We start from the raw sequence: 24,538 nt of genomic DNA, 5'->3' as shown, positions 1-24,538 counted from the left end.
GGTCCCTGTTTTCGCCAGGGGACGTTGGTACTCAGGAGAAGAGGTGCATATGGTAGCTGACAAGCAAGCAGTGGACGGCAATACGACGCGACGTCCACAAACCCTGTTTGATAAAATCTGGCAGTCCCATGTAGTCAAGGATCAGCCCGGTGAGGCCACTCTTATCTATATCGATCGTCACCTTGTGCATGAGGTGACTTCTCCCCAGGCGTTTGCGGGCCTGCGCTCCGCCGGATTGCCGGTGCGGCGTCCGGATGCAACTGTGGCTGTGCTGGACCATAATATTCCGACCACCCAGGGGCGCCGCAAGCTGGATATCGTTGATACGGCGATCTCTACCACTATTACGACCCTGGAGCAGAATACGCGTGACTTCGGGCTGACCTTATTTGATATGCAGGATGCGCGGCAGGGGATCGTGCACATTATCGGCCCGGATCTGGGTCTGACGCTGCCCGGCATGACGATTGTGTGTGGCGATTCCCATACATCGACGCATGGGGCCTTTGGGGCTCTGGCTTTCGGTATCGGGACCAGCGAGGTTGAGCATGTGCTGGCCACGCAGTGTCTGTGGCAGGAAAAGCCGAAGACGATGAATATTCGCGTTGAGGGTACTCTTTCAGAGGGCGTGACGGCGAAGGACCTGGCGCTGGCCATTATCGGCAAGCTGGGGACGGGCGTTGGAACCGGCTATGTGATCGAGTTCAGCGGTTCGGCCATTCGTGCGCTGTCGATGGAAGGCCGTATGACGCTGTGCAACATGGCGATTGAGGCGGGCGCGCGCATGGGTATGGTGGCCCCCGATGATACGACCTTTGAATATATCAAGGGTCGTCGCTATGCCCCGCAGGGCGAGCAGTTTGAGCAGGCGGTCGCGGCCTGGCGCCAGCTGGCGAGCGATCCCGGTGCGCAGTACGACGCGGTCCACGAGGTCAATGTCGAGGGTCTGGGACCCCAGGTGACGTGGGGCATTAATCCTGGTATGGTGCTGGATGTCACCGGTAGCGTGCCCGATCCCGCGCAGCAGTCCGATCCTCAGATACGCGAGAGTTATGAGCGTGCCTTGAAGTATATGGGCCTGAACGCGGGCCAGAAGGTGACCGATATTCAGGTGGATACGGTCTTTATCGGCTCCTGTACCAATTCACGCCTGGATGATCTGCGCATGGCTGCTCAGTATGTCAAGGGCAAGCATGTAGCTCCCAATGTGCGGGCGCTGGTGGTACCTGGCTCAACCAATGTGCGTCGCATCGCCGAGGAGGAGGGTCTGGCCGATATCTTCCGTGAGGCGGGCTTTGAGTGGCGCGAGGCAGGCTGTAGCATGTGCATCGCCATGAATGGAGATCGCCTGAGCGAGGGTGAACGCTGCGCCTCCACCAGCAACCGTAACTTTGAGGGGCGCCAGGGACGCGGTGGCCGTACCCACCTGGTCAGTCCGGCCATGGCGGCGGCGGCCGCTGTCACCGGCCACTTTGTTGATATCCGTTCCTGGTAGTGAAGAGGAGCTAAGAAGAGATATGCAACCATTTACCACACATAATGGGTTGGTGCTGCCCCTGAATCGTGTAAACGTCAATACCGATGAGATCTTGCCTGCGCGCTTCCTGAAGACGGTCAAGCGTACCGGTCTTGGCGAAGCCCTGTTCGCCAACTGGCGTTACCTGGATGAGCAGCAGACGCCCAATCCGGATTTCGTGCTGAATGAGCCGCGCTACCAGGGGGCCAGCATTCTGGTAGCTGGTGATAACTTCGGTTGTGGCTCCTCGCGTGAGCACGCTCCCTGGGCGCTGGCCGAGTATGGTTTTCGCGCCATTATCGCCCCCAGCTTCGCCGATATCTTCTACAACAACTGTTTCAGCAACAGCATCCTGCCGATCGCGGTCCCCGAGGCGGTGGTCACCGCGCTGATGGCGGAGGTGCAGGCCAATCCCGGCTATACGCTGGACATTGACCTGGCTGCCCAGACCGTGACGCGTCCCAACGGCGAGGTGATCCGTTTCGAGATCGACGCCTTCAGGAAAGAGCGCCTGTTGAAGGGACTGGACATGGTCGGCTGGACCCTGCAGATGAAAGATGATATCGCTAGCTATGAGCAGCGTCGTCGGCAGGAGGCTCCCTGGCTCTTTTCCGATTCGCTGATCGCCCGCTAACCGCTTATTCTCCCGCGCACAAAAACTGCGGCCCTTTGATTGATCAAAGGGCCGCAGTTTTTGTGCGTGTTAACGGGTGAGAGTAATCTTGTTCAGGCCACGGGGCGTGTCCGGCTGCAGTCGCTTGGTCAGGGTCAGGTGCAGTCCAAACAGCTGACCAGGGATGATGGCGGTGATCGGGCTGAGCCATTCGGGTATGCCGGTAGGCATGGCGAAGGGCGTCTGGGCCATTTTGAGCGCCTCCTGGGCGTCGGAGATGATCAGCAGTTCTGCCTGGCGCTTCTGGAGATCCTGGGCCAGCTCGACCATGTCGGCGTAGGCGGCTCCGCTGGGCATGATCAGAATGGTTGGCAACTCCTCCTCGACGGTGGCGATGGGACCATGGCGGAAGTCCGCCGATGAGTAGGCGGTGGCCATGACATAGGTGAGCTCCTTTAATTTGAGCGCCAGTTCGAAAGAGGTGGCGTAGTTGTAGCCACGCCCCACCACAACGCACTGGTTCATGTAGCGGTAGCGCTCTGTGCGTTGCGCGATCTCCGGAGCGCTCTGCAGCGCCTTCGCGATAGCTTCCGGTACCTGCTGCAGCTCGGTCAGCCGCTGCTGATCGCCGCTCCAGGCGGCCGCGAAGAGCATCATGATCGCCAGCTGCGCGGTATACGTTTTGGTGGCGGCGACGCTCTTCTCCTGTCCAGCATGCAGCTCCACCACATGGTCGGCCGCCCTGGCCAGCGCTGAATTGCTATCATTGGTGATGGCGATGGTCGGCCGTCCCTGGCGCTTGCCCTCTGCTAGCACCGCCACAATGTCCGGCGATTGGCCGGATTGCGAGATGCCCACAACCAGCGCGTTATTCATCCGTGGAGGCGCGTCATACAGCGTATGTACGGATGGCGCCGCCAGCGCGACCGGATAGCGACCCATTGTTTCCCAGGCATATTTGGCATAGGTCGCCGCGTGATCCGATGAGCCACGGGCCGCGATCAAAATATAATCAAATGCTGGCAACTGCGCCACGATCTGCTGGATGTGCCGCGTCTCTTTATCCAACAGCCCTGCAATAACCTCGGGTTGACTCAGAATCTCCTGCTCTAACAATGATGACATCTGTAATCCCCTTTTATATTTAAAATGAACGACGAACCGGGACGTGCGTCGACGGGAATCGACCGCAAGGGCCACCACATTCAATTTAAGAACGAGAGCGGAAAAGAATGTTCCCATTAATGTCTACGAATTGTATTTGCCCTGCATCTGCCTTCCTTTTGCGATTTATCTGGCTTTTCTTACTATACCATATTTTCTGGTATAGTGGTCTATACGACCTGGGTGTCTTCTTGCCCTACACCTGAAATACTATCCATGTACTTGACAAAGCGCATGAGATTGGGTAATTTATGCATATAAAGAAAAATAGCAGTGTGGCATTGAACAAGGAAAGTAGGGTTGTCGGGGATCACAGAGAGCCAGCGGCTGGTGTGAGCTGGTATTCAGAGCAACCTGAAGCTCCCTTGCGAGCCGTGCCGGTGAAATATCCTGCGGGATGGAAGTAGCTGGCTCCGGGTACTCCCGTTATAGGGTTCGGGTGTGTTGGCACCCAAAAGGCCGTCGCCGCGAGGCGGTGGTGAACAAGGTGGTACCGCGAAAGTGGGTCTGTGCGCACTTTTCGCCCTTGCCAGGGCGGAGGGCGCTTTTTTGATGCCTGGATTACGGTCGCATCACTGAACCCGGTCCTCCGCGCAATGTTCTCTCTAAGTTCATTAAGGAGGATCTTGTGTCTGAAGCGAGATTTCCCGCCGCTGTTACTGGCGCAGCACCAATCCCTACCGAGTCGGCTGCTGAGCAGGCGATAAAGCGTATTCGTGCTCCCCGTTATGACTTTGCTCGTTTTGAGGCGAAGTGGCGCGCTCGTTGGGAGGAGCAGAAGATTTATCAGGTGGACCTGCGGCAGGCGCCACGCCCCTACTACAATCTGATGATGTTCCCCTATCCCTCCGCCGAGGGGTTGCACGTGGGCAATTTTTATTCCTATGTGGGCTCGGACCTGCATGGTCGCTTGATGGCGATGCAGGGCCACTCCGTCTTTGAGCCGATCGGCTTTGATGCCTTTGGCATCCATAGCGAGAATTTTGCCATCAAGCGCGGCATCCATCCGCGCATTCTGACGGCCCATAATGTTGAGCATTTTCGCGAGCAACAATTGAAGCGCATGGGCAATCGCTTTGACTGGTCGCATGAGTTGAATACTACCGATCCTGATTATTATCGCTGGACGCAGTGGATCTTTGTGCAGCTGTTTAAGGGGGGACTGGCCGAGCGTAAGGCTGCCCCTGTCAACTGGTGTCCCCATGATAAGACCGTGCTGGCCGATGAGCAGGTGATCAATGGCCGTTGCGAGCGCTGCGACTCTATCGTGGAGCGGCGCTGGCTGGAGCAGTGGTTTTTGAAGCTGACCAATTATGCGGGACGCCTGCTGGATAACCTGGATAGCCTGGATTGGAGCGAGCGCGTGAAGGCCAGCCAGCGCAACTGGATCGGTCGTTCGCAGGGGCTGGAGTTCCGCATGGAGATCGATGGGAAGCCTGGTAGTTATGTTGAGGTCTATACAACCCGCCCCGATACCATCGCTGGCATGACCTTTGTGGCGCTGGCACCCCATCATGCGCTGGTGACTGAAATTACGGCGTCTTCTTATCGCGATCGCGTCAGAGCATACCAGGAGACGGTGAACAGTCTGCGCACGCAGCAGGAGCAGACGATGACCGGTGCCTTTACTGGCGCATATGCTATCCATCCGTTCTCGGGTGAACGCATTCCGATCTGGATCGCTGATTTTGTGCTGGAGGGCTATGGCGCTGGTGCTGTGATGGGCGTGCCGGCGCACGATGAGCGCGACTTTACCTTTGCGCGCCAGGAGAATCTGCCCGTACACGTGGTGGTGCAGCCGTCTTCGGAACCAACAGTCGATGCCGCGACCATGACGGAGGCATTCACACAGGCAGGCATGCTGGTAGATTCGGGCGCGTATACCGGCATGCCTTCAGCGCAGGCTCAGGAGGCCATCTGCGATTGGTTTGAGCAGCGACAGCTGGGAAGACGCAGCATAAAATATCGCCTGCGCGACTGGCTGATCAGCCGCCAGCGCTACTGGGGGCCGCCCATCCCGATCATCTATTGTTCCGAGCACGGGGCGGTGCCGGTCCCCGACGACCAGCTGCCGGTCCTGCTGCCTGACGTGGAGCAGTGGATGCCAACTGGCACCGGTGTCTCTCCCCTAGCGGCTATCGAGGATTTTGTCAACACGACCTGTCCCGTCTGCGGCCAGCCGGCCCGCCGTGAGACCGATGTCAGCGACAACTTTCTGGATTCCGCCTGGTACTACCTGCGCTATTCCTCTTCAAACGATCAACAGGAGGCCTGGAATCCCGAGATGACGAGGCGCTGGCTGCCGGTGGATATGTGCATCGGGGGCGCGGACCACAGCGTGTTGCACCTGATGTATGTGCGTTTCATCGCCATGGCCCTGCACGATCTGGGTTTGCTGGAGTTCAGCGAGCCGTTCCGGCGCTTTCGCGCCAACGGCACCATTACCCGTGACGGCGCCAAGATCTCCAAGTCGCGCGGGAACGTGATTAATCCCGATCACTACATCGAGCACCTGGGCGCGGACGCCTTCCGCATGTACCTGATGTTTATGGGACCCTACGAGGCCGATGGCGATTTCAGTGATCGCAATATCGGCGGCGTGGTGCGCTTCCTGGACCGCGTCTGGCAGTTGGTACGGCAACACCGGCAGTCAACTGCAATGCAACAACCGGCGGCGCGCGAGGAACAGCGTATGCTGCACGTCACAATGAAACGCGTCACCGAAGATCTGCAGGCTTTCAAATATAATACCGCCATCGCCACCCTGATGGAGTACCTGAACGCCCTGACGCGCAAAGCCCATACTACGGACCAGGAGATCGAGACGCTGCTGCTGCTGCTGGCCCCGATCGCTCCTTTTATCAGCGAGGAATTGTGGGAGCAGACCGGCCATGCCAGTTCGATCCATACAGTTTCCTGGCCCATCTACGATCCTGAGGCCATTCAGCAAGAGATGTTCTGGTTGCCCATCCAGGTCGATGGACGCGTCCGCGACCGCATCGAGGTCAGCGCTGACGCCCCTGAAGCAATCATCAAGCAACAGGCGATCAGCACCACCCGCATCCAGCGCTATATCGCCGAACATCCCATCCAGAACATCATCTACGTACCCGGTCGCCTGATCAACATCGTTACCCGATAACTAGCATTGAGATATCTCCGATGCACAAATGTTGCTTCACATAGATATCTCTGGTGCTCAAAAGCCGCTTCTAGAATGGTGCAGCAGAGGCCCAAAAGCCGCTTCTAGAATAGTGCAGCAGGGGCACAAAAACCGTTTCTGTGTTGATGCAACAGGGGCCCAAAAGCCGTTTTTGTGTTGGTGCAACAGAGGCCCAAAAGCCGCTTCTAGAATGGTGCAACAGGGGCCCAAAAGCCGTTTTTGTGTTGGTGCAACAGAGGCCCAAAAGCCGCTTCTAGAATGGTGCAACAGGGGCCCAAAAACCGTTTCTGTGTTGGTGCAACAGGGGCGCGAAAGCGCCCCTGTTGCACCAACACAGAAAACCCCGGGCGGCCGCGCAGCGGCCGCCCGGTCGTGGGCGCCAAATTCTGCTGGCGCCCACGTTTTATTATAAAGTACTCATTTGCTTATTTATTATGAACTTTGTATCATTGTGTGTTATATTGATGATAGTATTTTCATTAAGGTCGATAGGCGCTAATAAAATTTGGGCATTGATCTTCTGAGAATTCCAGGGAGAGTGAAGTGATATGGCGTTAGAAGGAATATACCTTGGTCGCTATCGCCTGCAGCAGCAGCTGGGAAGCGGCGGTATGGGTGAGGTCTACCTGGCGGATGACACGCGTATTAAGAGACGTGTGGCGGTAAAAGTGGTGCGGAACGATTCTCCTATGTATCGCGCATCAGAAAACGTTCAGAAATCAACTCAGCTTTTTGAGCGTGAGATGCATGCCATCGCTAGCCTGGATCATCCGGCGATCCTACCGCTGTTCGATTATGGCGAGCAAGATGTCAATGGCGCCACCCTGACCTATATGGTGATGCCCTATCGACCCGAGGGTTCGCTCTATCAATGGGTGAGGGATCGTGATGAGCATGATTTATTGCCGTCGTTAGAGGTAGCGCGCCTTATTTCTCAGGCTGCGGGCGCCCTGCAGCATGCGCACAGCCAGGGTATCGTGCACCAGGATGTGAAGCCAGACAACTTTCTCCTGCGCATCCGGCCCGAGCAGCCCTCACAACCGGACCTACTGCTGGCGGACTTCGGCGTGGCCCGCTCCCTGCTGGTCACTTCGCATACCAGCCAGACCATTCGTGGCACATTGACATACATGGCTCCGGAGCAGTGGGATGGCCATCCCGTCTTCGCTACCGATCAGTATGCGCTGGCGATCATGGCTTATGAACTGTTGGTTGGTCAGCCGCCCTTTGATGGCGCGCCAGGCCAGATCATGTATAAGCATATGCACGTGCCACCGGAACCACCATCACGCTTGAATCCTGCACTTCCTCCCGGCGTTGATGCTGTTTTACTACGCGCGCTGGCCAAGCAGCCTGAAGATCGCTTCCCTTCGGTGTTTGATTTTGCCCAGGCTCTCCAGAAGTCCCTGCAGGCTAGCGCCTCCGGCAGGCTCCCCTGGCTGATGCCTAACAAAGGTTCCGATGAGGACAATGCCGCGCCGGTACGCCTCGCGCTGATGGAGCATAGTACCCCCACCATAGCCATTTCCGGTGGGGGGGCCGCGCAACGGCAGGATGCTGTCACTCCTGTGCCCTATCGGCGTTTCCAGCCTGCGCAAGATTTCTCGACGCGTAAGATGACCTTGATTTTCCTGGCCGCGCTGGTCCTGCTGGTGGGTGGCGCCGGTTGGGCCTATGCCTTTACCTTAAGCCACCCTTTAGGGAAACTGGACCTTTTCGCTGCGCCAGATCACGCGGCAACGCAGACAGCGGTAGCCAGGTCACTGCATAATATCAGCGCTACCCAGACGGCGGTGACGCAGCGCGATGTCACCGGGACCGCGCAGGCCCAGACCCATCTCAATGCCACGGCAACCGCGGTGACGCAGCAGCATATTGCCGCCACAGCGACCGCTGTTGCCGTCTCTCAGCTATTGCAGGCGGATAAGACCTCATTTCAAAACCTGGACGGTTGCTCGACGATGGGCTTCGGCCTGGCGAACTGCCCGATTACCCTGACCAACCGTAGCAATAACGATGTGCACTGGGTCGCTACCTCGAATCTTCCGAATTATCTCGGTTCGATTAATTCTGAGGATGGTGACAATAATCAGGGGACCGTGGGAGCCCAGAATTCACAGATGGTAAATGCTACCGTAGCTTTGCGCTGCGGCTTCGGAAATGGCGGTCAGACCAGCAAGAGCGCGCGTTTTACCATCCAGGGCCCGCACAATGCTATCGACATCACCATCACCTGGCAATGCCAGTAGGTGGCGGGCTTGCCCCGACTTTGTTTTGTCGTTATCAGCCCTGATCGCGTTCAGCTTTATTGTCTGGCACCAGGGTTTTCCATGGCGCGTCGATGTTTCCAGTGCTCATCTCTTCTTCGCTGATAGGCTCATATGGATTAGGCATATCCGCTGGCGGTAAGTTTCCGGTAAAGATGGGTTGCTTGTTCTCTTCGATCCTGGCTCGTAGCTGATCGCGGCGCATCGGCTGGGTCTCCTGCTTTTCCAGCGCCAGGCGATTATCGACCTCATTCAAGAGGATAACGATTTCGGGACGCAATTTGCGGTTGCGTTCAGGAATGCGGCTCCACTGAGCCATGGCGGCTGGATAGTAGCCTGCACGATAGCAATAGAGCCCGAGCATGGCGCGCGCATCAAAGATCGTCATGCGCTGCCACAGGGCCAGTTCTTCGGCCGGCGTCTCAATCACATCTTCACTGGCTTCGATGCTCTCAACGTGATGATAGAGGTTGATCCCCATAATGCTCAAGGGATAACCATAGTATAGGGCCAGGCGGCGGTGCCGGTTGCGCCCGGCTAGTGATTGTTTGCCGACAAAGTAACATTTGGACCAGGTACCGCTGGACCAGATAACCGCCATCAGAACGAAGCCCAGAAAGCGGGCCAGGTAGCGCTGCCAGCTGATGGTGTCTACCGAAATCAGCACGCTCAGTCCCGCGAAGATCGCTCCCAACGTCCATGCACAGTAGACGAGCTGTTTTCTGTCCCATCCTAACAGGTCGAAGTGATGGTGCAGGGGCGCGGCCAGAAATGGCAGCGGAAACTCGGTGTGCGGTACGAATTCCTTTTTATTCTCGAAGCGTAGAATCCTTAAGCGGCGACGATAGAATGGTGTGAGAATGCGGGTGGAGACGATGACCGAGAGCGCCTCCAGTACGAAGACTCCTCCAATGGTGGTGAGCAGCAGGATTTCATTGCGTGAGAAGAGGGCGATGATGGCCAGCAGACCGCCCAGTGCCAGTGCTCCACTATCCCCCATGATGATGCGGGCGCGCCGCTTGACGACGCCGCTACGCCTGGCCGCCCACGACGAGGGCCAGCACCAGGGGAGGAATCCCAGCACCCCTCCCGCGCAGACCAAGGCCAGTAGCTCCAGTACGATGCCCTCGGGATGCGTTCCAAGATCACTTAAACGGCCGGTAATGGCCAGGGCCAGCGCGATGGCGGCGCTAACAACCAGTCCACCGGAGAGCCCATCAAAGCCATCGCTGAAATCGACCGATACGGCGGTTGCCGTGCCGGTGAAGCCTACCAGCAGGACCAGGAAGATAAACCAGCCAAAGTAGGCCAGTTGTGGAAAAACGACCCGGCAAGGCTGGTCGACCGCTACCGAACTGCTACAGATTAGCCGCCCCAGAATCGGCAGATCCTTCCACAGGCTGTAGGATTCTTGTCCCGCCGAAAATAGAAAGAAGTAACAAACAGCGGCGGCTACCGAGACCAGGAAGACGCCGGCAAATTTCGCCCTTTCGGATAACCCTTGATTGCTATAGACTTTACGCCAGTCATCCAGAAAGCCGACAAGGGCGTAACCGATGGTTGCCCCTAAACCGATCAAGAGAAGGTTCCATTGATTTTGATTGAGATTTAAAATATAGCCAGCGCTGATCCCGCTGCCAACAATGGCTATGGTAAAGGCTGGTCCACCGACTAATGGGAGCTCAACCGTTTTAATGGCCCGTCCACTGCTTGTTGGCATATCTGTGCGATGCGTGCCCGGTTTATGCTCGCCACTGCGAAACGTGGGGAAGAGCTTGCGGGCAAGGCCACATAAGAGCAGGCTGCCCGCGAAGCAGAGTATAAATGCGAGCAATAGCCAGCAGATCTGATCAAATTGTATTGAATTCATAGTTTAGTCAACTCTCATGGTCGATTTATGGTTTAAAATATTTTTCCCCTAACGGTTTGAGACGACCGGTTTTATATGTATGTAACTTTATCTCTTTGATACTAGGAGAAAGGTACGTAGATGTCGATCGCTGACACCATACTTTCTCTTACTAACCCGCATGTTTATGCAAGCTGTTTTCTACTCTATAAGTACGCACGAACCCCTCGAAATTACGGCTCGTTTTTAGCTCTCGATATGCTCTTTTATATAAGAGTGTTTGACTCTCGTCGTATAGGGGCACATGAGTGCCCCCGCACACGCGGCTGCTGCGCAGCCGCGCTGGTTTTGTATATTGGTGCATGCGGTGCGCATCCGCGCACCGCATGCACCAATATATGGAAAGATGGTGAGAGCTATGCACCAATATATGGAAAGATGGTGAGAGCTATGCACCAATATATGGAAAGATGGTGAGAGCTATGCACCAATATATGGAAAGATGGTGAGAGCTATGCACCAATATATGGAAAGATAGTGAGAGCTATGCACCAATATATGGAAAGATGGTGAGAGCTATGTACCAATATATGGAAAGATGGTGAGCTCGCCGAAATCAAAAGCTCATAAGGAGAGAAGGAGCACACGATAGGAGTTTGACACGTTCTATGAGTGGAGGTTTCGCAACTGCGTTGGTCACGAGCCTATTTTGTATTGGTGCATGGGTTGGAGTGCGCAACTGCGCACTCCAACCCATGCACCAATACAAAATAAGTGCGGCCGCGCAGCGGACGCCCGTGCAGGGGCGCTCATGTTTCATACACAATCAGTCCCTGGATTAAGATGTCGCCATCAATAATCTGAGAGCGTTGATTGGCTAATGTAAGGGCGTGCTTCATCATAGAAAGACCGGTCCCTCCAATGGGGGACGGAGCCGCTCGACCACCAATCAGGCGCGGAGCGATAAAAGCGGCCACCTGATCAATCAGACGTTGATCAAAGGCCTGGCCTAAGAGCTGGCTCCCGCCTTCAAGCAGCACATGCATGAGCCCCTTTTCCGCTAGCAGCGAACTGATCGTCTGCATATCGATGAAGCCCCCCTGATTCACTTCGGCGCGTATGATCTCAGCGCCGCTGGAGCGCAGGCGGTCGATGTTATCAGGGGAGGCGCCCTCTCCAACAATGATACAGGTGCCGGCGGCAAGTGCTGGCTGCAGCAGTTTGAGGTGTGCCGGGAGATCACCATGGGTGGAAACGATCACTCGCAGTGGTCCGCCAGAACGAGTGGTTCGGGGATACCAGTGCTGATGCGGCTCAAGCCGCACGGTTAATTGCGGATCATCGAGGCGCGCTGTCGCGCTACCGATGATAATCGCGTCTACCTCCTCGCGGAAGTTGTGGACCCAGACGCGGGATGCATCATTACTGATCCAATACGCGTCGCCGGTATAGGTCGCGATCTTACCGTCGAGGGTCATCGCCCACTTGGCGCTAAAATGGGGGCGATGCCGGGTAATAAAGGTCGAGAACGGACGTATAATCTCCTGCGCTTCAGCCGAGCCGGGACCAACAACCACCTCGATGCCGGCCTCGCGCAATTGCGCCATGCCGCGTCCGGCGACCAGGGGATTGGGATCAAGCGTCGCCACCACCACGCGTCGAATGCCTGCCTCCAGAATGGCGTGCGTGCAGGGTGGGGTATGGATCGCCACGCAGCATGGCTCAAGCGTCACATAGAGATCTGCTCCCCGCGCCATCTCGCCAGCCTGGAGCAGTGCGTTCACCTCCGCGTGGGGACCAAATGGAGGATCGGTTGCGCCCGCGCCAACTACTGTGCCATCCAGCACGACCACTGCCCCCACAGGTGGACGAGGGCTGGTGCGCCCGATAACCGAACGGGCGCGGGTAAGTGCTTGCGCCATAAATTCAGTATTATTGTTGTTATGATTATCGTCGTTCATCAAGACAAGAATCCACCCTTCCAGGCCGATCAGCCTGAAAAATCAAAGGATCTGGGACGATCGTAATATCCTTATTCCTTTTGTCTCTCGGCTTCATTTGAGAAGTATTGCGTATCTCATGGATGGTCGTCAAGTAGTCAGGGCCGAAAAACTGGCATCTACTCATCCGCTGATCGTGGAAGGAGAGTCAATCCTACTCTGGAAAAACATGTCTGTGTTCATAGGTTGCTCAAGCCCGAAGCAATTCCCAGGCGCCGTTGATCACTTCGTCACTGCTGATATCTGTAATCAGCGAGGCCAGGTGGCCGCAGCGTTCATAGAGCTGGTTGTGGCCGCAGATAGGACAGTCGAGCTGCCATGAGATAAACGGACGGTGGCGCAGTCGATTGAGCGGTCCGCCGGAGAGCATATTGACGCACCAGTAGAGGCCGATAGTGGCGCTCCCGACACAACTGGCCAGTTGCTGGATGGCGGCATCATTGGCGATGGTGAGGCGACAGCGGGAGAGCAGGCCGCACAGACCCGCGTATGAGAGCTTTCCGGCTACGTTCTGCGCGGAAGCTCTCATTTGCCGCGTGATCTGGGTTGCGAGGTCGCTCTCCTGCTCGCTGCCTGTAATGACAATGCGCATCCCTTCACGGGCCAGGGCGTCTCCTACGGCGGCGAAGTGCTGTCCGGGCCAGCGGCCGCGTGGATCGTCGCTACCCGGATGGAGCACCACCAGGGGACATGAATCTGCTGCTACCACTCGCAGTGATTCTTCCAGGTCTTTTGCCATCACGATCAGTTCAGGTTGTGAATTGGTCTCCGTGGCCGCTCCTACCAGGGCGGCGATCTCCTGCCAGCGCAGAATTTCGTGCTGAAACGGAGTGTATGGGAGACTGCGATCTAGTTGAGGACCATCGGGTGCGTCATAACCGGCGGTAACGCGAGCCTGAAGCCTGAGCAGGAAGGCGCTGATGCCTCTACTACCATCCTGCATTTGCAGAGCCAGGTCGAAGTGCTCCGCCTGCATGTGTGCGAAGAACCACTCCAGATCACGGTGATCTGTCGCGTGCGCGTCCTGGCAGGCCGGTACGACCACAACCCGGTCGATCGGTGAGGGGCGCCCCCGCAAAAAGGCGGCGTGCCAGTTCTGACCGAGCAGGACAATTTCGGCCCTGGGATAGGTATGGCGTAGCGCTTCCAACGCTGGCAGTGTGAAGATGAAGTCTCCTGGTGCACCGGCCTGTAGGATAGCTATTTTCTTGACTCGGGTGAGCTTGCCAGCTACTTTAATGGCCTGGTGTGGTGTGTCGTGGTACTTCATCTTCACTGCTTCCCTTTCCTCGTACCCGGCCCTACTTGCGGGCACAAAAAACAACCCCCCGGTCTGTCTGGAGCTACTGATCATATTGTGTTAAGCACCTGGAAGCATGCTCAATGGGGATGCTATATCGAGCTCGCGAGCGGCTCAACCCATAAATTGAACCTTTAGTAATTGTTACGCCTGGCAAGAGCAAATGTGGACTCTGCTGTTACCCGATTTCTTGTTTTGCCACGATCCATTCTATCAGGAGCGACAGGACTCGCAACGTCCAAAGAGGGAGAGGGAATGCCCTTCGATTTCAAAGTTGGTCTGACTACCAATGGCGTTGAGCTGTTCGGGAGGGAGGCAGAGGTCAACTTCGACCACCCGGTGACATTGGGTGCAGGTCAGGTGATGGTGGTGGCTCCCTCCGCAGACCCGGTAGTGATGCGTACCATCGGCGAACTCGATGCGGTCGAGCAGTTCTTTATCGACCAGCTTTTCAATCGAGCGGAAGACGGTGGCGCGACCAATCCTGGGTTCGATGGCGCGCAGTTCTTGCCAGAGATCATCGGTGGTGAAGTCGTGTCCCGAGTTGGCCAGTTGAACGAGCCGCTCGGCGATGAGTCGGCGTGGACGGGTGTTGCGCTGACTCATCTCGTCAAACGCTGTATAGATTTTGTCCGTTATCTCCTTTGACATTTCATTTCTCCGTTTAATATCTGTGCTCTTGTGCTGTTAGCTTGCCTCCTCCATACACCATCAGTTTTTGATGATGTTCCCCGTTTGCAACGCCGCAAGTATATTTGTGGTTATTATAGTTTACCACAACAATCATGAGCTAACTACACTTTATCTGTTATATTGATACCTACTGATAGTCTGGCTGTGTGCGTTTGTGACAATCCGTACAACGAACCAGTTTTTCCGTGCGTTGAGGTGTATGAATGATCCCCAGGCGACTGATGATGATTGAGATGAAGTAGAATGCCGCGGCTATGGCTGAGATATAGAAGCCTACTGGCAACTGCTTGCCGAAGCTACCCGTGAAGGCCAGGATGAGCCCGCTCCATGTGCAGGCCAGGCTGAGGATGATGGATAGGATCAGCGAGTGACGCGGCTGATGGGTCAGGCGAAGCGCGGTGGCGGCGGGCGCGATCAGCAGCGCGATGATCAGCAGGACCCCCACGACCAGGATGGAGATGGAGACTGTGACCGAGAGCATAAGTAGAAAGATGATCGAGAGCGTGCGTACCGGCACGCCTCGCGTCTGCGCTACCTCTGGATCGATGGATGCGAAGAGGAGTGGACGATACAGGATCATCAGCAAAATTAATAAGCAGATTCCGCAGCCCAGCGCTATCAGGACGTCCGAGCGTCTGACGCTTAGAATCGAGCCGAAGAGGATGCCCACACCCGAGTTAACGCCGGCGCTGCCGGTCTGGGTGTAGATGCTTAGAAAGAGTACGCCCAGACCCAGGGCGAATGAGAGCACCATCCCGATCTCAACATCGCGTCCTCGAATACGTTCTCCCAGCGCACCCATGCCGAGCGCGGATAGCATGGAGAAGATGAGCATGCCGATCAACGAGCTGAAGCCAAAGACGATGGCTCCGGTGGCTCCGGCGAACCCGATATCAGAGAGCGCTTCACTGGCAAACGTCTGTGAGCGCAGCACAACAAAGTAGCCGATGCAGGCAGCGATGATTGCTACAATGGTCCCGGCGCCAAATGCGTTCTGGACGATTTCGTAATTAAAAAGTTCTAGCATATTCTGTTTCCGGTGCTTTGATTGATTGATTAACTGGCGGACGCTCGCGACGACCGCGCTTCCCTAGCCAGCGTGGCGATAAGATGCGCACGGGCAGATAGACGGCAAATGAGATGGTGGCGATGTAAAAACTGGCAGGCCAGAGCCCATTGGCGACCGACAGGAAGATACCCGCCCACATGTAGAGCAGTCCAAGTCCGATAGCGATCATGATGGCTGTAATCGGACGCTGGGCGATGCGGATGGCGGTCGCGGCGGGTCCGACCAGCATGGTAAATATCAGGAGCGCGCCGACGATCTGGATGGCGATCGAGACCGCCATGGCGACCAGAACCAGAAAGAGGACGGCGATGCCGCGAATGGGAACGCCACGGGCCTGCGCCACCTCTGGATCAAACGAGCTAAATAGGAGCGGGCGATACAAGGCGATGATGGCGATGATGGTTAGCAGACAGGTGATGACCATGGTCCACACGTCGTTTACGCTGATGCCCAGGATGGTGCCAAATAGCACGCTGTAAACGCGTTCAGCATAGCCCGAGTAGAGCGAGAGAAACATCAGCCCAAGCCCGAGGGCGCTGGTCATGATGATGCCAATGGAGATATCGCGTTCGCGTACCTCTTTGCCCAGTAGTCCAATGATAATGCCCGCGCCGATGGTAAAGGCGAACAGGCCATAGACCGGACTGAGCCCGAGCAGGACCGCCCCGGCGGCACCCCCAAAGCCAATGTTCGGTAGCGCGTGTCCGGCGAAGGTCAGGCCGCGCGCGATTAAGAAATAGCCTGTGATGGCCGCCACGATCGCAATGCATGAGCCGGCCAGCAGAGCGTTGCGCACGAATTCGTATTGTAGCGAGTCCATGATGGAATACAGCATTTAGATCTCCGCTCCAACTACAAACACCCGCCCGAGTGCTCTGACTACCTCTACCGGCGATCCATAGAGGCGCGTCAGGGTTTCACTGGTAATGACTTCTTCCGGCGTTCCTATGGTGCAATGCTGGTTCGCCACGTAGATAACCTTGTCTACCACATGTAGCAATGGATTGACGTCGTGCGCCACCAGCATTACCGCCACGTTGCGCGCGCGACAGAGGTTATTGACCAGGGTGACGATCTCCTGTCCGCGCGCGATGTCCAGGTTAGAGAGCGGCTCGTCGAGCAGCAGCAGACGCGGATTGGTCAAGAGTGCCTGGGCGATCAGAAGGCGCTGCTGTTCACCGCCCGAGAGCTGGCCCACCGGGGCGTCGGCGAAATGCAGGGCGTCAACCTCTTGTAGCGCCTTTTCGATGGTCGCGGTGCGCTTGCGGCTGGGCCACCCCGGTCCCCAGCGATGACCATCGAGACCAAAGCCGACGACGTCGCGGGCGCGCAGCGCCAGGTCTGCTTCCAGCACCCGGTGCTGTGGCGCGTAGCCGATATCGGTATTGCCCCGGCGCGGCGGCCGTCCCATGATACGAACCGTGCCCGTCTCCGCCTTTATTAAACCCAATAGCAGCTTGAGCAGGGTACTCTTGCCAGCTCCATTTGGACCCAGAATGGCGACAAACTCGCCCGCGTTGATGGACAGGTTAATATTTTCCTGGATTGTACGCTTCCCCAATCGGATGCGTACGCTCTCCAGCGAAATAATCGGAGCTCCCCGTTCCACAATAGTATTATTCACGTTCATTTCTTCTACCCATGTTTCATCATCCATTATTTATTCTGGCCCAGACCTTGTTCCAGTGCATTTAGCTGCCCTATCATCCAGCTTTGATACGTTTGATTGCCTGGCATTGTTTCGGTTACGGCTATCGTAGGGATGTGTTGTGCCTGCGCAGTGCTTTGTAGCCTGGTGATGATGGTCGATTGAGTCTGCTGGTTATAGATAAGCACTTTGATCTGACGCCTGGTAATCTGATTTTCAGTGGTAATCACCGTACTAGCTGGCGGATCATTGTCCTCGGCCATCGCCTTCTGGAACTCGGCGGGTGTCAACACATTCAGGCCCATCGAACCGGTTTGATAGAGGAGGATGGTCTCGGTTAAACCAATTGGCGTCCCTGCGTATCTTGCTTTAATGGCCGCCAGCTTCTGGTCGATCTTCATGCTCTCACTCTTGAAGCGCTGCAGGTTGGTTTCGTATGCGGCCGCGTGGCGGGCATCGATCGCTTTCAGGTTGTCTGCTATGGCGGTGGCAATGGTCCTGGCGTTGACAGGACTATACCAGACGTGTTCGTTGTTGGGCAGCTTTACCGTGGCCAGGTCAAAGCCTTTGAGTACCCGGCGACTCTCATCTGGCGTGCTGGAGATGAGTTTGTCCATCCAATCATCATACCCCCCTCCATTGGCCACGATCAGCCTGGCTTTGGCAACAGCCTTTACCTGGTTGACATTGCTCTCATATGTATGGGGATCTACATTAGGGTCTGATAATATGTTTGTTACACTGACATATTTGCCGCCAATCTGGCTGACGATATCACCGTAAAAATTTTCGGCCGCCACCACAGGAATAGTCCCCTTGCTCGCCTGTCCCCCTATATTATTAGTAGCTGGAAGGCTGCAGGCGCTCAGCAAAAATATTCCCACCAGCGCCAGAATCAAACCCGCAGCCTTGCTACGTTTGATGACCATCAAATAAGTGCTCCATCGTACATTATCTACACTACGTAGAGGGTGTCAGACTCCCATGATGATGGCCTGCGGCCTGCATGAGTTTTCGCACCTGCGGTGCTCAAGCTTCCTTTGGTTGTTGGTGCATCGGGGGCGCGGCCGCGCCCCCGATGCACCAACAACCAAAACCGGCGCGGCCGCGCAGCGGACGCGCGTGCGGGGGCGCGCAAGTGGCCCCAACATGGCGGGAGTCTGGACACGCTCTTAGTAGTATCAGGTATCATTATTAATGATACACGATATCTATATGGTGAGAGGATACCATAAGCGGGGATGTACTGTCAATGAGATCTATTCTCATTAACATTTCGTCGTCCCACTCCATTTTTTGCCTGGCTCTTCAAAATCTGCCGGGCCGTTAGCTTGTCCCCTTGTTTTGTCAGGAATTCGTGTAAGAAAGAGAATAGATGTTTTGTTAAATATGTTGTGCCTGCCGCAGAGCCGAGCCCAGAGCAGTCGGCCTCATTTGCGGGCGGCATTATGAGGGGAAAGGACAACCTGTATGGCTGAGGGAATATTGTTTGCGAGCACCAATCCGGGCTGTTATGCGCTTGGTTCGGCCTTGGGTCCTGATATTGTGAATGGACAGGCGCTGGAGGTCTTCCTGGGTGGACACTGGGTTGCTGGTCGTGTGCGACATAGCCGCCAGCCTGTAGACGTTCCGAACCTGGGGACCCAGAGTGCGGGTACATACAATACGGTCGCCACCGATGAAGATACGGTGACCGAGGCTTCCGAAGAATCGTTCCCCGCCAGCGATGCACCAGCCTGGGCGGGCATGCGGGATCAGTTTGCGCATGATCAAGACGCGGTTAAAACTTCGAATGGCCTCTTTTTTGTGTCTGATGAAGATGGTAGCATCTGTGGTCTATGCGTTGGGATGAAGGTGCGCTCAAAGTAGGGATACAGTTTTGAACCAGTGGCGCAGTATTGCGCTGCCGCCGTTTGTGTATAGATTGGGCAACGGCCATGTCATTTAAAAGCGACCTCTGCATTATCCATAACAATATACATAGCAAAATATCGCAGAGGTCGCTTTGTGGTTGCAGTATTAAAGGGATTCCTGGAGGGCAGGTGTTTCCAGACGCTCTTCTTCAATGTGCAGACCCAGTCGTGTCAGGCGGCGAATAATTGAACTGTAGCCGCGCTCAATCATCTGGGCGTTGTCAATGATGGTTTCTCCTTCCGCCACCGAGCCCGCGATGATCAGTGCGCTACCGGCGCGCAAGTCATGCGCCCAGACGGTCGTGCCGATCAATGGCGTGGGACCCGTGATGACGGCCGAGCCATCTTCGAGCTTGATATTTGCACCCATGTTGTTGAGGTCGTTAGCCACGCCGAAGCGCTGGTCAAACAGTGTCTCACGAATGTAGGAGGTGCCTGAGGCCATGCAGGCCAGGGCCATGAGCGGCGATTGCAGGTCGGTCGGGTAACCCGGGAACGGCCAGGTGATCACGTTGACGGGACGCAGAGCGCCACGGCGCTGTACTCGAATGACCGGACCGTCTTCCTGCAGCTCTACACCCATCTGTTCCAGCTTGGCGCGTACGACCGCGAAGTGGCGCAGGTTGGCTCCGATCAGTGCCACATCACCCTGCGTGGCGCCCGCCAGGATAGCCATGGTTCCGGCATCGATGCGATCGGGCATGATGGTATATTCAACGGCTGAAAGCTCTTTTACCCCTTCAATCTGGATGGCGCCCGTACCAACACCCGAGATTTTTGCTCCCATCAGATTCAAAAAGTTGGCTACGTTGGCGATCTCTGGCTCCAGGGCGGCGTTTTCGATAATGGTTGTTCCCTCAGCCAGACATGCGGCCGCCATCAAGTTCTCTGTACCTGTGTGGCTGGGCGTGTCCAGGTAAAGATAGGCGCCCTTCGCTTTCTCCATGCGGACCGAAATGGCGCGCTCATCCTCAACCACTTCAGCTCCCAGGCGGACAAAGCCACGATAGTGGAAATCCAGGCTGCGCTTGCCCAGGTTACAGCCCCCCACCTTCTCGATGCTTACCCGGCCCGTACGTAACATGACAGGCGGCAGGAACAGGACCGAGCCCCGGATCAGATTGGTAAGCTCGGGTGACAGGTTACTGGTGGTGATGTTTGACGCATCAATAACCATTACCTGCTCTTCTTCATGCAATTTTATTTTCGCGCCTAGCGCGCGAGCAATCTCGATGGCCACATATACGTCGTTGATCAACGGCACATTATGCAAGATGGTCTGCCCTCTTTTCGCGAGCAGAGAGGCGGCAATAATTGGTAATGCGGCATTTTTAGCCCCCTGGATAATAACCGTTCCTTCAAGGCGTTGGCCGCCGCGCACGTGATAGCGAACTGGTTGGCGTATCGACATAGAATTAGATTCCCCTTTAATGTATGTGCATAATCTATGCGTAATTAGCATATCATATCGTTAGGGGTTCAATAGGAATGCCAGTATAAAGGTCTAGGAGGGGTCCTATCTGGCGACAACCTTATGGGTAAGCAAGTCGTAAATGAATAGAAAAAGAGAATTTTCTTTGCGTTTAAAGCTCGATACGCAAAACTATGGCTACTTTTGTAGTTAAATAGGTACAAAGTACTGTGACTTTACCTGCTGGTGCCTGGAGGCTGTGTCAAAAGTGCGGTCTATCGGTGCTATTAGTTTAGTAAGGAGTTGATGAGGATGTTGCTGGCATCGCTGATATCGCTACAGGCGTTGCAAGACGCTTTACACGTGATTGGGTACCCTGCCATTGCTTTATTTATCATGATTGAGTGCATCGGCATCCCTATACCGGGCGAAACCATGCTGCTGCTGGCCTCTTTTTATGCCGCTACTGATGATCGATTACAGATTCCAATTGTTATCGCCTGTGCGGCCTTCGGTGCGATTATGGGCGACAATATCGGCTACTATATTGGCCGCACCGGCGGTCGCACCTTTGTGAGCCGTTTTGGTCGCTACTTTTTTATCAAGCTCAATCACCTGGACCACGCGGAGCGCTTCTTTCAACGCCACGGGGCCAGGACGGTTTTCTTTGGGCGCTTTATTTCTATCCTGCGCATCTTCTCCGCCTTTCTGGCTGGTGTTAATCGGATGGATTGGCGTACCTTCCTGGTGTACAATGGCCTGGGAGGGGTGGTCTGGGCCACCTACGTTGGCCTGCTAGGGTATATTGCCGGCCATTATTTTCATGAACATTTTGACCAGGTGGAGTCGGTGGCCAGAACAGTGGGCTGGGCGGGCTTTGCTATCGCAGTCATCATTACTATTGCCGCCGTTATCTTCGTGAAAAAGCGCATCGTGCGCAGCATTGCCTCATCCGAAGTCGCCGATGAGTCAAAAGAGCATTCCCTTCGCTAGAATCCCTTTTCCTGTGATGCACCAGCGGTGCTCAATAGTTGTATGAGCGTATCTGATTCTCGTCATCATGGGGGCACGTGAGCGCCTCCGCACGGGCGTCCGCTACGCGGCCGCGCTATTTGTATGAGTTAGTGCATCGGGGGCGCATCCGCGCCCCCGATGCACTAACTCATACAGGACTCCTGAGCATCGCGGGTGCGAAAACCGATGCAGGCCGCAGGCTATCATCATGAGAGTCTGACATGCTCTATATATGTTGGTGCCGAGGGTGCGCATTCGCGCACCCTCGGCACCAACATATATACAACCGATGCGGCCGCGTAGCGGACGCCTGTGCGGAGGCGCTCACTTATCCCAATAAGATAAGAGTAAAGCCCATCCTGACAAAGGAGACGTTTTTTCTGCTATAATGCAAAAAAAGAACAAAAAAGATTGATAGCGGTTGTTGGATCAGGAGGTTAAGGATGAGAACGCGTATTATCACTATTGTACTGCTATGTGCACTTATGCTGGTGGCCGGGGGGCTATTGACCAGTTGTGCCCTCTCCAAACCTGGTGAGACGGTGCCACAGGCGGTAATCGCCCAGACGAAACTTCCGCGTCCAGACCACGTGGTGGTTGTTATTGAAGAAAATCATAGCTATTCGGATATCATTGGTTCTTCCGATGCTCCTTATATTAATTCCCTGGCTCGCAGTGGGGCTGTCTTTACTAACTTCCATGCCGAAACCCATCCGAGCCAGCCGAATTACCTGGCACTGTACTCAGGCTCGACGCAGGATGTAAGCAGTGATGCCTGCCCCAATACATTTTCGGGACCCAACCTGGGCCGCGCGCTGCTCGACGCCCATCTTAGCTTCGCAGGCTATTCAGAGGATATGCCCTCGGCGGGCTATACGGGGTGTGCCGCCCCCAGTTACGATAATGCCCTGTACGCGCGCAAGCACAATCCCTGGGTTAACTTTACTAATGTTCCGACTGGCAGCAACCTGCCGTACACCCGGTTCCCCACCGACTACAGCAAGCTCCCTACAGTTTCCTTTGTGATTCCCAACCAGATCCATGACATGCACTCCGCCTCCATCGCGGATGGTGATACCTGGCTCAAAAATAACCTGGATACTTACGTTCGCTGGGCCAACACCCATAATAGCTTGCTGATCGTCACCTGGGATGAAGATGATGGCTCCGATGTCAATCAGATCGCGACCATCGTCAGTGGCCCAATGGTCAAAACTGGCAGCTACCATGAAGATGTGAATCACTACCACTTGCTTCGCACTCTGGAAGATATGTATAAACTCCCTGCTATCAACCAGAGCGCCACCGTCCCTTCTATCACCGACATCTGGCGCTAGCCTCCCATCAGGTCCAAATTAAATAGGGGGAAAGATCGTCCGGCAGCGCCGGACGATCTTTCCCCCTATTTAATTTTTTTTCTTCATTCTTTATGAAATTTTGAGACAAAAAGACTCGGTTTTCAAGTAAACTAGAGGGAGGTGAGGCAATATATATAAATAAGGGGCGGTGTATGAATAAAAGCGCATCTCTCTCAGGTTTAGAAAAAACCATTTTAGCATTGAAACATACGACTGACTCTATACGGGAGGCAGCCGTTTATTACTGTATAGCGTTAGATGCCAATCATACTGTTGAGCCGCTTATCGCCGCCTTTGCCGTTGAAGGCAACGCACCCATGCGGGCAACGATGGCGAGAGCCCTGGGGATACTGAAAGACAGACGAGCTATCGAACCTTTGCTGCTGGCTGTAACGACCGACAGAAGCTCTGCCGTACGTCGTGATGCGGCCAATGCTCTTGGAGAATTAGACGGTAGGGAGGAGGTGGTTGAGCCGCTCATTGCTGTCCTTTCAGCTCCAAATGAACACAAAGGTAATAAGATGGATGTAAATGTTGTCTCAAGTATTGTGTTCGCATTGCGGAAGTTGAATGATGCGCGCGCGGTTGAACCATTAATCGAGGCGCTTGAGCGAAAGGACGAGCAGACGCGCGCCGTGATCGCGCTCTCCCTGGGTAGCTTTGGTGATAGGCGCGCGGTTGAACCTTTGCTCAATCTTCTGTATGATGATGAGCCTTTGATCCGCCGCGCCGCCGCCTGTGCCCTGGGCGACCTGGGTGATCAGCGCGCTGTTCTCCCCTTAATTAACTCGCTGACTGATCCAGATTTCGAGACGCGCAGCGGCGCGATTAAATCCCTGGGACTACTCGGCGATCGGCGCGCGATTGAGCCCCTATGTTCTCTGCTGCAACAGGATCGCATACCTTATCGACGTGTCTTTATTATCGAAGCCCTGGATCGCCTGGGCGCTACGCAGGCAGTCAGGCCGCTGATCGCGCTGCTGCAGAATTCGTTTGAAGAAGAGGTGCGCGTGGCCTCTATCGAAACCCTTGGCCATTTAGGTGATAAAAGCGCTACCCCTTACCTGCTCAACTTTGTCACAGATTTTGTGGCTGGTGATGCCAATGAACTCCGCTGGCGTGCCGCCGTCGCTTTAGGGCAAATTGGTGATACCCTTGCCATTGATAAGCTTAGCAAATATCGTACCGATCCTGAGCCTGTTATGCGCATGGCCGTCATCACCGCCTTGCGCCAGTTGAAAACGGCTCAAACCGCCGAATTGTTTCCTGAGCACCCATAACAAAAAACCTGAACCCGGACTGGTGACTATCTCTCGCTGTAAACCGTCTATGGATGTGAGCAACATAAAAGCTCTCTAAAATTTTTATTTTTCTTGTATAGAAAGCAATTTATGCGCGATGATCGTAATTAGAGTAATAACAGCGCGCTATGCTTGAAAATGACCTAAAAGTGGAATTGGAAGATTGTTTTGAGGATATAGACCATTAAGGAGCAATGGATGCTCCTTCTTCTGCAGTGAATTGCTCGTATGTATCCCCGCACTCCATCTCCTACTTGTC

The 24,538-nt window shown here is 55.2% G+C and carries 18 protein-coding genes and 1 other annotated feature; of the genes, 8 read left to right on the top strand and 10 right to left on the bottom strand.

Features of this window, described 5'->3' with window-relative positions:
- The first annotated feature begins 49 nt into the window (after positions 1–49).
- Together leuC and leuD are read left to right on the top strand one after the other, a co-directional pair.
- Positions 50–1,495: a 3-isopropylmalate dehydratase large subunit gene (gene leuC, locus KTT_RS29250; RefSeq protein ID WP_126601228.1), complete on the top strand. Its 1,446-nt coding sequence runs from the start codon at positions 50–52 to the stop codon at positions 1,493–1,495.
- A gap of 22 nt (positions 1,496–1,517) precedes the next feature.
- Complete coding sequence (gene leuD / locus KTT_RS29245; protein ID WP_126601227.1) at positions 1,518–2,150, top strand: 3-isopropylmalate dehydratase small subunit; 633 nt, start codon at positions 1,518–1,520, stop codon at positions 2,148–2,150.
- A 69-nt stretch (positions 2,151–2,219) separates the two neighbouring features.
- Here leuD and KTT_RS29240 read toward each other — a convergent pair whose 3' ends face one another.
- Complete coding sequence (locus KTT_RS29240; RefSeq protein ID WP_126601226.1) at positions 2,220–3,254, bottom strand: SIS domain-containing protein; 1,035 nt, start codon at positions 3,252–3,254, stop codon at positions 2,220–2,222.
- Positions 3,255–3,565: 311 nt separating this feature from the next.
- Positions 3,566–3,824, top strand: a binding site (T-box leader).
- A 97-nt stretch (positions 3,825–3,921) separates the two neighbouring features.
- Between KTT_RS29240 and leuS the strand changes: the two genes are divergently transcribed.
- Together leuS and KTT_RS29230 are read left to right on the top strand one after the other, a co-directional pair.
- Positions 3,922–6,435: a leucine--tRNA ligase gene (gene leuS, locus KTT_RS29235; protein ID WP_235845909.1), complete on the top strand. Its 2,514-nt coding sequence runs from the start codon at positions 3,922–3,924 to the stop codon at positions 6,433–6,435.
- A gap of 569 nt (positions 6,436–7,004) precedes the next feature.
- Positions 7,005–8,705, top strand: coding sequence for a serine/threonine protein kinase (locus tag KTT_RS29230; protein ID WP_126601225.1), 1,701 nt, complete (start codon positions 7,005–7,007; stop codon positions 8,703–8,705).
- A 34-nt stretch (positions 8,706–8,739) separates the two neighbouring features.
- On the opposite strand, the gene KTT_RS29225 is transcribed toward KTT_RS29230, so the two are convergent.
- The 8 genes from KTT_RS29225 to KTT_RS29190 form a co-directional block, all read right to left on the bottom strand.
- The gene (locus KTT_RS29225) at positions 8,740–10,593 is read right to left on the bottom strand and encodes an MraY family glycosyltransferase (RefSeq protein WP_126601224.1); all 1,854 of its coding nucleotides are present in this window, start codon (positions 10,591–10,593) and stop codon (positions 8,740–8,742) included.
- A gap of 788 nt (positions 10,594–11,381) precedes the next feature.
- Positions 11,382–12,533: a bifunctional diaminohydroxyphosphoribosylaminopyrimidine deaminase/5-amino-6-(5-phosphoribosylamino)uracil reductase RibD gene (ribD, locus tag KTT_RS29220; protein ID WP_126601223.1), complete on the bottom strand. Its 1,152-nt coding sequence runs from the start codon at positions 12,531–12,533 to the stop codon at positions 11,382–11,384.
- A 229-nt stretch (positions 12,534–12,762) separates the two neighbouring features.
- Positions 12,763–13,842 carry a glycosyltransferase family 9 protein gene (locus tag KTT_RS29215; RefSeq protein WP_160146206.1) on the bottom strand — a complete coding sequence of 360 codons (1,080 nt, stop codon included), beginning with the start codon at positions 13,840–13,842 and terminating at the stop codon, positions 12,763–12,765.
- A gap of 243 nt (positions 13,843–14,085) precedes the next feature.
- Positions 14,086–14,523 carry a Fur family transcriptional regulator gene (locus KTT_RS29210; RefSeq protein WP_126601221.1) on the bottom strand — a complete coding sequence of 146 codons (438 nt, stop codon included), beginning with the start codon at positions 14,521–14,523 and terminating at the stop codon, positions 14,086–14,088.
- 169 nt (positions 14,524–14,692) lie between these two features.
- Positions 14,693–15,592: a metal ABC transporter permease gene (locus KTT_RS29205; protein WP_126601220.1), complete on the bottom strand. Its 900-nt coding sequence runs from the start codon at positions 15,590–15,592 to the stop codon at positions 14,693–14,695.
- Positions 15,576–16,469, bottom strand: a complete 894-nt coding sequence (locus tag KTT_RS29200; protein WP_126601219.1) for a metal ABC transporter permease — start codon at positions 16,467–16,469, stop codon at positions 15,576–15,578. The genes KTT_RS29205 and KTT_RS29200 overlap by 17 nt, the downstream gene beginning before the upstream one ends.
- Positions 16,470–17,291: a metal ABC transporter ATP-binding protein gene (locus KTT_RS29195; protein ID WP_235845908.1), complete on the bottom strand. Its 822-nt coding sequence runs from the start codon at positions 17,289–17,291 to the stop codon at positions 16,470–16,472.
- Positions 17,291–18,211, bottom strand: coding sequence for a metal ABC transporter solute-binding protein, Zn/Mn family (locus KTT_RS29190; RefSeq protein ID WP_126601218.1), 921 nt, complete (start codon positions 18,209–18,211; stop codon positions 17,291–17,293). The genes KTT_RS29195 and KTT_RS29190 overlap by 1 nt, the downstream gene beginning before the upstream one ends.
- Positions 18,212–18,752: 541 nt before the next feature.
- On the opposite strand from KTT_RS29190, the gene KTT_RS29185 reads away from it, so the two are divergent.
- Complete coding sequence (locus tag KTT_RS29185) at positions 18,753–19,151, top strand: hypothetical protein (protein WP_126601217.1); 399 nt, start codon at positions 18,753–18,755, stop codon at positions 19,149–19,151.
- A gap of 150 nt (positions 19,152–19,301) precedes the next feature.
- On the opposite strand, the gene murA is transcribed toward KTT_RS29185, so the two are convergent.
- Positions 19,302–20,600, bottom strand: coding sequence for a UDP-N-acetylglucosamine 1-carboxyvinyltransferase (murA, locus tag KTT_RS29180; protein WP_126603227.1), 1,299 nt, complete (start codon positions 20,598–20,600; stop codon positions 19,302–19,304).
- A gap of 318 nt (positions 20,601–20,918) precedes the next feature.
- Here murA and KTT_RS29175 point away from each other — a divergent pair, with 318 nt between their 5' ends.
- The 3 genes from KTT_RS29175 (at position 20,919) to KTT_RS29165 (ending at position 24,258) form a co-directional block, all read left to right on the top strand.
- Entirely contained in the window at positions 20,919–21,599 is a 681-nt protein-coding gene (locus KTT_RS29175) for a DedA family protein (RefSeq protein ID WP_160146205.1), read from the top strand.
- A 464-nt stretch (positions 21,600–22,063) separates the two neighbouring features.
- Entirely contained in the window at positions 22,064–22,957 is an 894-nt protein-coding gene (locus tag KTT_RS29170) for an alkaline phosphatase family protein (protein ID WP_162511826.1), read from the top strand.
- Positions 22,958–23,130: 173 nt separating this feature from the next.
- Positions 23,131–24,258, top strand: coding sequence for a HEAT repeat domain-containing protein (locus KTT_RS29165; RefSeq protein WP_126601215.1), 1,128 nt, complete (start codon positions 23,131–23,133; stop codon positions 24,256–24,258).
- Positions 24,259–24,538: the final 280 nt, after the last annotated feature.

Source organism: Dictyobacter aurantiacus (assembly GCF_003967515.1).
In the GTDB taxonomy this organism is placed as follows: domain Bacteria; phylum Chloroflexota; class Ktedonobacteria; order Ktedonobacterales; family Ktedonobacteraceae; genus Dictyobacter; species Dictyobacter aurantiacus.
This window is presented reverse-complemented; position numbering and strand designations above follow the sequence as displayed.